We start from the raw sequence: 7,419 nt of genomic DNA, 5'->3' as shown, positions 1-7,419 counted from the left end.
TATATTATAACCTAATTTGATAGAATTTATTAGTGGAAATAATTGACGTTTCGAGTAAACTCTTGCGTCGATTCATCCCCCACCTACCTTCGGTTGAGGTGAGGGAATTCTCTCAATTTTAGTTAAATGGCAACTAATAACATTTCAAAATGTGCTTTAGTTTTATCTACTGTTATAGGGGTAGATAGCAAAGGAAAAGATATTATTAAAACTCAAAAATTTGAAAGAGTGAAGCCCTCCACATCAGCTGATAATATATTAGCTGTAGGTGATGCTTTAGGAAACTTATTAATAAGCATTAAAGGACAACCTACTGTAGGCATGGACACTCAAGGTATTATACTTGAATAAACCTTTTATTATATTTTCTAATAAGTAGTTAAAAATTGAAAGGAGGAAAGGATTATGTCTATAAAAAATGAAAAAACTTTAATTATGGTATTTAAGGATGAAAAGAATGAAAATATATCTTTAAGTATAAGAAATATTAATGATATTACAAATGAACAAGTTAATGGTTGTATGGATACTATTTTAGAAAAAAATATATTTGAAAGTAAAGATGGTATGAATTTAGTTTCAAAAGTTTCTGCTAGAATAGTTCACACTACTACAACACCTTATGAATTTCAATAATAAGGTTAAAAATATAAAGTAAAATAAGGAGGACAAGCTAATGGCTAGTTTTATTAAAAATAAGCGTTCATTTTCTCTTGAATATCAAATAGGAGTTGATGATAAAGGTAATCCAGTATTTTTTAATGAAAAATTTGATAATGTAAAAGTAACAGCAACAGATGATCAGATTTATACATTAGGAAATGCTGTAGCTACTGTTTTAGTAGCAAATGGTGCTAAAGTTAAAGTAAAAGATAGTTATGGAATATCTACAGAAATTTAAAATAAATTGTTTAGTTTTAATGGACTAGACATAAGAAGGGAGAAATATAATATGGCAGTAAAACAAGCGTATGCCTTAGTTTTAGGTTTTAAAAATAGTAAGAAAAAGACTTGCACTATAACTATAGATAATGTTAAAGAAGATTTAACACAGGATAATATAACACCTGTTATGGATGCAATTTTAGCAGATAATATAATCATCACATCTACTGGAGATGATTTAGTATCAAAGGTTTTTGCAAAGGTGGTAGCAAAAACAGAAACAGACTACCAATACCAATAAACTATATTTAAATAAAAGGGCTTAAAAAGCTCTTTTATTTTTCTTTATAATAAGTTTTTATATATTTACTAAATAAATTAAGGAGAAAAAAATGGAAGACTTTATTGCTTTAATTGCTAATGTGGGCTTTCCTATAGTTATTACATCCTATTTATTAGTACGTATGGAAAATAAAATGGATAAACTAACTATAGCAATAAATGATTTAGCACATCATTTAGATAATAGCACTAAAAAAATTAATTAATGTTAAAATTTACAACTAATAAAATCTCCAGCTTGTTTAAACTGGAGATTTTTTATATTATGAATTATTTTATAGCCTTCAAAATATACTTTTTTAAATATTTAATTAATTATTTACTCTAATTAGCCCATTAGAGGTTATTTTAAATGAATATAGGCTTATATCTGAATCTATTGGAGGCAATTTATTAACTATCTTATTTTCAAAGTTAGTAACTGTTAGTGTAGATACGGTTTTATTGTGTACACTAATAACTATCTGATATCCATATTCAAATTTTAATCCATTAAATTTATCTGCAAAAGCATCACCTTTTCTATTTTGTTCTAAGGTAAAGTTACTTATAAGATTTCTAAAAGAATCACTTAAAGTTATAGTCCAAAAATCTTTTTCCGTTGTTTGAACATTAGTTGATAATACTATTAATCTTTTAGTTAACTTATTAAACTGTATGGTAGCAATAACCTCATTGTTATCATTAACTAGTAATAAAGTATTTACTATTCTAAAGTTATTTTTTAATGCAGGTCTATTATCTATTACAACTTGCTCATTATTTTTATTAGGAGTATAACTAGCTTCACCTTCAAAATTTGAAATTTGTATTTTTGATTTATCTGCATAAGATAAGCTTAAATAATCTAAATCATCAAAAGATTTTTCATTTACTTCCCTAGCAAAACCATCTGCAATTTCACCTGAATTAAATTTAGAAGTGAAGTTTATAAGTCCTGAATTTTTTTGAGATAAAAATGCTAAATATTCAGTATTAGTAGCACTAGGATCTGTATCAGGTATTTCCCCTGTGGCTGAAACATCAAACTTATTGTTAGCTGCTAATTGAATATTAACTACTTCATTATCAGCTTTACTATTTACAATAATATTACTAATAGGAATATTTAAATCTCCAGTAAATGCTACTAACCCATTATTTGTTATAGTATAACTTTCCTTATTATTATTTGGTATATGTGTTTGTCCCGTGCTAGGAATATCTGAAATTTCTATGCTATTAGGTTGAAGGTAATAAAGTTCTATTATATCTCCAATTTCAAATGGAAAATAATTAAAATCATACTCCAAATTTTTTGCCTTTGCATTACAGGTTATAAAGGAATATGCTTTTACTTTTTTACTTGTACCATTACGAAGTTTAATAATAAAATATTCTTTAATTCCTTCACTATAATTAGGAATTTCACTAGTGGAGCTAATAAGAAATCGTTTATTTCCACTATCAAATTGAATATTGGCTACATCATTTCCATTATTTCCTTTTATTTTTATAGTATTAGGCAATGTGGTAACAGTAGGAGGAATAACTGGGGTTGGTGGAGTATAGGACACTAATCCTGTAGAGGTTATTTCATAATATTCTATTTGTTTTGTAGGAGTATGAAGTGATCCTCCATTAGGATAATTGGTAATATTTATAGATTGAGGAGAGAAATAATTTAATTCAATAAAATTTCCTAATTCGAAAGGTGAGTTATTTAAATTATTAAAGAAATCTTCTCCACTAGAATTAGAAATAAACGAAACTTCTTTTTTTGTTTCTTGAGTATTTTCATCTCTTAATTTAATATTAAAATACTCTCCATCTCCAGCTTCTATATAAGGAGTTTTATAAGTAGGTTTAACTAAGAATACATTATTAGTAATATCAAATAAAATTCTAGAACTTTCCTCACCAGTATTAGCCTTTATAATTATTTCATTTGGTAAAGTAAGTGAAGTTGGTGAAGGACCTGGTGGGGTGTATGGAGCTAATCCCCTAGGAGTTATTCTATAGTATTCTTTATTAACTGTAGGTGTATGTCTTCTTCCTTTTTCGGGATAATCAAGAATAAGTATTTGTTTAGCATCTAAATAATATAATTCTAAAATATCATTAAATTGAAAGTTTTGTCCATTTAAAGTATTTTTAAAATTTTCACTATTTTCATTAGTTAAAATAGTAGAACTAGCTTTTACATTTCTATTATTATTATCCTTTAGTTTAAGTGAAAAATAAGTGATATCTTTAATAGTATCATTAGGTATAACCTTATAAGAAGTAATTACTAACTGCTTATTATTACCATCAAATTTTATGGTTGATACAGTACCTGATTTTCCTCTAACTATAATAGTATTTGTTAAATCTACTTCAACAGGCATAGGATTATATGCAATTAATCCTTCAGGAGTTATTTTGAAATGTTCTACATTAATATTAGGAATATGAGTTTGTCCTTCATCTGGAAAGTTAGTTACAGAAACTTTATTAGGAACTGTATAATTTAATTCTAAAACATCCCCATATTGAAAAGATTGTCCATTTAAATCACTTTTAAAATTATCAGCATTTAAACTACTTATAATTGAATTACTAAACTTTTCATATTCATTGTTACTATCCTTTAAAGCTAAAGTAAAAAATGTATTTCCACCTCCACTAGGGTCTGCAACCCTACCTGTAGAAGTTACTAAAAATTCTTCATTATCTTTATCAAATTCTATTTTAGCTACTTCAACATTAGCATCAGAATTATTATTTATTAAAATTGAATTTTTAAGTTTGTTTATACTTGAAGGAATGGGTATTATAGGATTTACAGTACAATCTAACTTTGGAGGTTGGTTAGAGGGACAAGTAATAGCAGTTTTTTGTGCATACAAAAACAAAGTAATATTTTGAAATAAAGTTTTACAGTCAATTAAACTAATAAATACATCTTCTATACAATATTTCACGCAATATGTGTCATTGAAAATGTCTGTATTACCTTCAATAACTATAAAGGTACAAAAAGGAAGATTAAAGGAAATGGTATTAATATTTTGACTTTCAGTTAATGCAGTGTAAACTATATTTTCACACACATAACCATCTATCAATAATTTTTTACCTGTTAATGTTAATCCTTCTGAATTTACCCTAGGACTTTCAGGGGTATCTATTATTTTAGTTGATGTTATAAATACATTTACATAAACCTTTTGAATAGCTTCAATTCCAATATTATTGCAATCTAAAGTTGAAATTGCTGGAATAGTAATTTCAGTCCAAGGTCTATTATGAAAGGGTCCTAATTTTTTAGTAAATGTATTTACATCACATAGACCTATTACCTCATAATTATTTTTGTTTGAACAGGTACAATACAACTTTATACCTCCTTTTAAAAAAAATTTTTAAGATAATAATATAATATTATTAACAAAGCAATATTGTTAATATTTTGAATAAATAAAATAATTATCCAAAGTTAGCTGTAATAAAATATTTAAAAAGTGTTTTGATTATATATTAAAATCAAAACACTCTTTTTCAAATATTTTTCTTATTCATCTTTTTTTCTTATTTTTCTTCCTACTGCTATTGATATTATACCAAATAACCATAATGGTAAAGGATTTGTATCTTCAGGTGGTAGAGTTTTTCCTTTGTAATTTTTAATAAATTCTTCATTCTTAGATTCTTTTAATTCTTCTTTTAAAATATTAGATTGTGGTTCTGGTAATAATATATTCTCTATGATTTTTTCTGAATTTTCTTCTGCTATTGAAGATTTTTTTCTATTTATATTAAATTTTTCTGATTGAATTTTAGGTACTAAAAAATCTTTAATTATAGGTTGAAATTCTGGAGATAATTTTTTTAATTTTTCTTTATTTTTTACTATTATTTCTCTAAAGAATTTTAACTCTTTTCCCTGTTCATTTTTTATACTATAAATTAGGGTATAACTTCCTAATTTATTTACATCCACATTTCCTTCTATAATTATTGAAGATGTTAAATCATTATTTTGTGAATCTATTGCTTTTATTCCTTTCATAACATCAAAGGGTTCACCATAGGGTATTTCTATGTTATTAACACCTAATATTTCTATATTATTAATAGCTCTAACATTAATTCGTCTAGTTATTCTAGTGTCATTTCCATCATTATCTGTTACTGAGTAAATTAAATCATATGTTCCAACTTTGCTTGTATCTAAAATACCTTTAACAATTATTTTTTCTGTTAAATCCCCATTCTCTTTATCTAAAGCAATAATACCTCCATCATAAGGATTAAAGTAATCTCCCTGTTTAATAACTGTATTTTTTATATTTAGGAAATATGGTTTTTCATTACTTCTTACAGTTACTTTTCTTTCAGCAGTGGTTGTATTTCCATCACTGTCTGTTACAGAGTAAATTAATGTATACTCTCCTTCAATATTACTATCTACTTTACCTTTTATGGAAACTAAATTAGTTATATTTCCATCTTCTTTATCATTAGCTAAATAGCTGTTTTCAAAATTATCTCCCACCTTTATAGTAGTATCTTCTAATGCTAGTATTTTAGGCTTAGTATTTGTTCTTACAGTTATAACTCTTTCAGCAGTAGTTGTATTGCCATCACTATCCCTTACTGAATAAGTTAATTTATAATCACCTACTGCATTATTATTTACACTACCTGTAACTGAAATTTTATTAGTTAAATCCTTATCTTCAAAGTCTGAAGCTGCTATACCTTCTAAAGGATTAAATTCATCTCCTATTTTTATAACTTTATTTTCAGCTCCATTAATTAAAGGTTTTTCATTGCTTTCTACTATAATTTTTCTTTCAGTGGTGATTATATTTCCATCTGAATCTGTAATGGAATATTGTATTTTATACTCTCCTATTTTTGAGGTATCTACATTACCTGTAACTAAAATATTTTTAGTTATATCTCCATCTTCAAAATCTCTTGCTAAAATACCTTGTAAAGGGTCAAATTTATTACCTACTTTTAATTTTACCTCACTAGTACCTATTATTTCTGGTTTAGTATTACTTCTAACTTTTACACTTCTTCTTACTGAGGAAATATTTCCATCACTATCTGTTACTGAATATACTAAGGTATATACTCCTTCTTTTATAGTGTCAACATTTCCCTCAATATTTATTTTACTGGTTAAATCTCCATCTTCTTTATCATTAGCTGTTACTCCTAAAGTTTCATTAAAGTTATCATAAGCTTTTATAGTAATAGCATCAGCACCTGTTATTACTGGTTTTTCATTACTTCTTACAGTTACTTTTCTTTCAGCAGTGGTTGTATTTCCATCACTGTCTGTTACAGAGTAAACTAATTTATATTCTCCTTCAGTATTACTATCTACTTTACCTTTTATGGAAACTAAATTAGTTATATCTCCATCTTCTTCATCCATAGATAATACCGCTAAAGAAGTATTTTCAAAATTATCTCCCACCTTTATAATAGTATCTTCTACTGCTAGTATTTTAGGCTTAGTATTTGTTCTTACAGTAATAACTCTTTCAGCATTAGTTATATTTCCATCACTATCTGTTACCGAATAAGTTAATTTATAATCACCTATTGCATTATTATTTACACTACCTGTAACTAAAATTTTATTAGTTAAGTCTTTATCTTCAAAATCCGAAGCTATTATACCTTCTAAAGGATTAAATTCATCTCCTATTTTTATAACTTTATTTTCAGTTCCACTAATTATAGGTTTTTCATTGCTTTCCACTATAATTTTTCTTTCAGCGGTGGTTGTATTTCCATCTGAATCTGTAATGGAATATTGTATTTTATACTCTCCTATTTTTGAGATATCTACAGCACCTGTAACTGAAATATTTTTAGTTATATTTCCATCTTCAAAATCTCTTGCTAAAATACCTTGTAAAGAATCAAAAGTATTACCTACTTTTAATGTTACCTCACTAGCACCTATTATTTCTGGTTTGTTATTACTTCTAACTTTTACTCTTCTTCTTACTGAGGAAATATTTCCATCACTATCTGTTACTGAATATACTAAGGTATATACTCCTTCTTTTATAGTGTCAACATTTCCCTCAATATTTATTTTACTGGTTAAATCTCCATCTTCTTTATCATTAGCAGTTACTCCTAAAGTTTCATTAAAGTTATCATAAGCTTTTATAGTAATAGCATCAGCACCTGTTATTA

The 7,419-nt window shown here is 26.3% G+C and carries 7 protein-coding genes; 5 read left to right on the top strand and 2 right to left on the bottom strand.

The genetic code is table 11. From position 1 onward, the window contains the following. Window positions 1-126: 126 nt before the first annotated feature. The 5 genes from GBZ86_RS10550 to GBZ86_RS10530 all read left to right on the top strand — a co-directional run bounded on the left by GBZ86_RS10550 (window position 127) and on the right by GBZ86_RS10530 (window position 1,433). Window positions 127-351, top strand: coding sequence for a DUF1659 domain-containing protein (locus GBZ86_RS10550; protein WP_152890473.1), 225 nt, complete (start codon window positions 127-129; stop codon window positions 349-351). 54 nt (window positions 352-405) lie between these two features. Then, complete coding sequence (locus GBZ86_RS10545; RefSeq protein ID WP_234885152.1) at window positions 406-636, top strand: DUF2922 domain-containing protein; 231 nt, start codon at window positions 406-408, stop codon at window positions 634-636. A 40-nt stretch (window positions 637-676) separates the two neighbouring features. After that, a complete protein-coding gene (locus GBZ86_RS10540) occupies window positions 677-901 on the top strand; it encodes a DUF1659 domain-containing protein (protein ID WP_152890471.1) in 225 nt (74 codons plus the stop codon). Between the two features lie 51 nt (window positions 902-952). Next, the gene (locus GBZ86_RS10535) at window positions 953-1,186 is read left to right on the top strand and encodes a DUF2922 domain-containing protein (RefSeq protein ID WP_152890469.1); all 234 of its coding nucleotides are present in this window, start codon (window positions 953-955) and stop codon (window positions 1,184-1,186) included. Between the two features lie 91 nt (window positions 1,187-1,277). Further along, window positions 1,278-1,433: a YvrJ family protein gene (locus tag GBZ86_RS10530; protein WP_152890467.1), complete on the top strand. Its 156-nt coding sequence runs from the start codon at window positions 1,278-1,280 to the stop codon at window positions 1,431-1,433. Between the two features lie 105 nt (window positions 1,434-1,538). Here the strand turns inward: GBZ86_RS10530 and GBZ86_RS10525 are convergent, their stop codons facing one another. Next, window positions 1,539-4,586: an SPOCS domain-containing protein gene (locus GBZ86_RS10525; RefSeq protein WP_152890465.1), complete on the bottom strand. Its 3,048-nt coding sequence runs from the start codon at window positions 4,584-4,586 to the stop codon at window positions 1,539-1,541. A 176-nt stretch (window positions 4,587-4,762) separates the two neighbouring features. Continuing rightward, window positions 4,763-7,419, bottom strand: a 2,657-nt coding sequence (locus GBZ86_RS10520; protein WP_152890464.1) for an immunoglobulin-like domain-containing protein, incomplete at its 5' end; no start/stop codon positions are given.

The organism is Clostridium tarantellae (assembly GCF_009295725.1).
Lineage (GTDB): Bacteria > Bacillota > Clostridia > Clostridiales > Clostridiaceae > Sarcina > Sarcina tarantellae.
The sequence above is the reverse complement of the archived record's forward strand: the minus strand, read 5'-3'. Positions and strand labels throughout refer to the sequence as shown.